The 1,716-nt window shown below is 61.0% G+C and carries 1 protein-coding gene; it reads left to right on the top strand.

Features of this window, described 5'->3' with window-relative positions:
* Positions 1 to 1,716: beta strand repeat-containing protein (locus B4U45_RS28675; protein ID WP_423734701.1), on the top strand; the 1,716-nt coding region annotated here is incomplete at both ends.

Raw genomic sequence — 1,716 nt, 5'->3', positions numbered from 1 at the left:
CGGGAATGTGGGGTTGTTCAACTCCGGGACCGGGAACTGGGGGGTGGGCAACTCCGGTGAGCTCAATACGGGGTTGTTCAACCCGGGCCGGTTGAACACCGGGGTGTTGAACACCGGGTTGCTCAACACCGGGGTGGGCAATGCGGGTTCCTACAATTCGGGCAGTTTCAATGTGGGGTCTTCCAACACCGGCTCGTGGAATGCCGGGGACACCAACACCGGCTGGTTTAACCCCGGCAACCTCAACACCGGGATCGCCAACACCGGTGATGTCAACACCGGCGGGTTCAACCAGGGCAACCTCAACAACGGCTTCTTCTGGCGCGGCGACGGCCAGGGCCACGCCGGGATCGACTACACCCTGACCATCCCGGCAGTCGCACTGGACCTCGACGTCGACGTCCCCCTCAACATCCCCATCACCGGCCACCTCGGCGACATCGTGATAGACCCCATCACCATTCCGCTGATCCACCTGACCGGGACGGGCGGGAATAGTCTGACTGGCACTATTGGGCCGATTGTGTCCGACCAGATCACAATCACCGGACCGTCGTTGAACCTAACGCTCGGGGGTCCGGGGGAGTCGTTGCAGTTGAGTTTTTCGGGTCCGGCGCTGGGTCCGGTGGTGATTCCGGTGTTGCAGGTGGCGGCGGGGCCGGGGGTGGGGAATTCGACCGGTGGTGTGTCGTCGGGGTTCTTTAATAGTGGTTCGGGTAGTGCGTCGGGGTTTGGGAATGTGGGTGGGGGTTCGGGGTGGTGGAATGTTGGTGGGTCGTCGGGTGCGGGGAATGTGGGGGTGTTGGGTTCGGGGGTGTTGAACCTCGGTGATGGGGTGTCGGGGTGGTTTAACACGATTCCGAGTATGGGTTCGGGTGTGGGGAATGTGGGGGAGCAGCTGGCGGGGTTGTTCTCGGCGGGTCCGGGTGGGCCGAGTGTGTTCAATCTTGGGTGGGGGAATCAGGGTGGGTTGAACCTGGGTCATGCCAATGTGGGTGATGGCAATCTGGGTGGGGCTAATGTGGGTGATCACAATGTGGGTGGGGCTAATGTGGGGGATGCCAATGTGGGGGTGGGTAATGTTGGTGGTCATAATGTGGGTGGCGGCAATGTCGGCAACGACAATGTGGGGGGCGGCAATGTGGGGGATGGGAACCGGGGTTGGGGTAATAGTGGGAGTTTCAATGTCGGTTTCGGTAATACCGGTTTCGGGAATTTCGGGTTGGCGAACCAGGGCACCAATAATATTGGGATTGGGCTGACCGGGGATAATCAGATCGGGTTCGGCGGCTTCAACACTGGTGCCGGTAATGTGGGGTTGTTCAACTCGGGCAGCAACAATATCGGGTTCTTCAACTCCGGCAGCGGTAACTTCGGTATCGCCAACTCGGGCAGTTTCAACACCGGGATCGCCAGCACCGGTGGCACCAACACCGGGCTGTTCAACACCGGGTTGGGCAACACCGGATGGGCCAATGCCGGCGACTTCAACTCCGGTGGGTTTAACGCCGGTGGTTTCAATACCGGCTCGTTTAACCCCGGCGACACCAACACCGGCTGGTTCAACATCGGTGATATCAACACCGGAGCGTTCAACACCGGCGATATCAACACCGGCGCGCTCCTCACCGGCGACGGCAACAACGGATTCTTCTGGCGCGGCACCGGCCAGGGCCTCATCGCCGCCGACTACACCCTCACCATCCCCAACATCCC

Source organism: Mycobacterium persicum (assembly GCF_002086915.1).
GTDB classification, from domain to species: domain Bacteria; phylum Actinomycetota; class Actinomycetes; order Mycobacteriales; family Mycobacteriaceae; genus Mycobacterium; species Mycobacterium persicum.
Note: the sequence above shows the minus strand (reverse complement) of the source record. Positions and strands in the feature narration are given on the sequence as shown.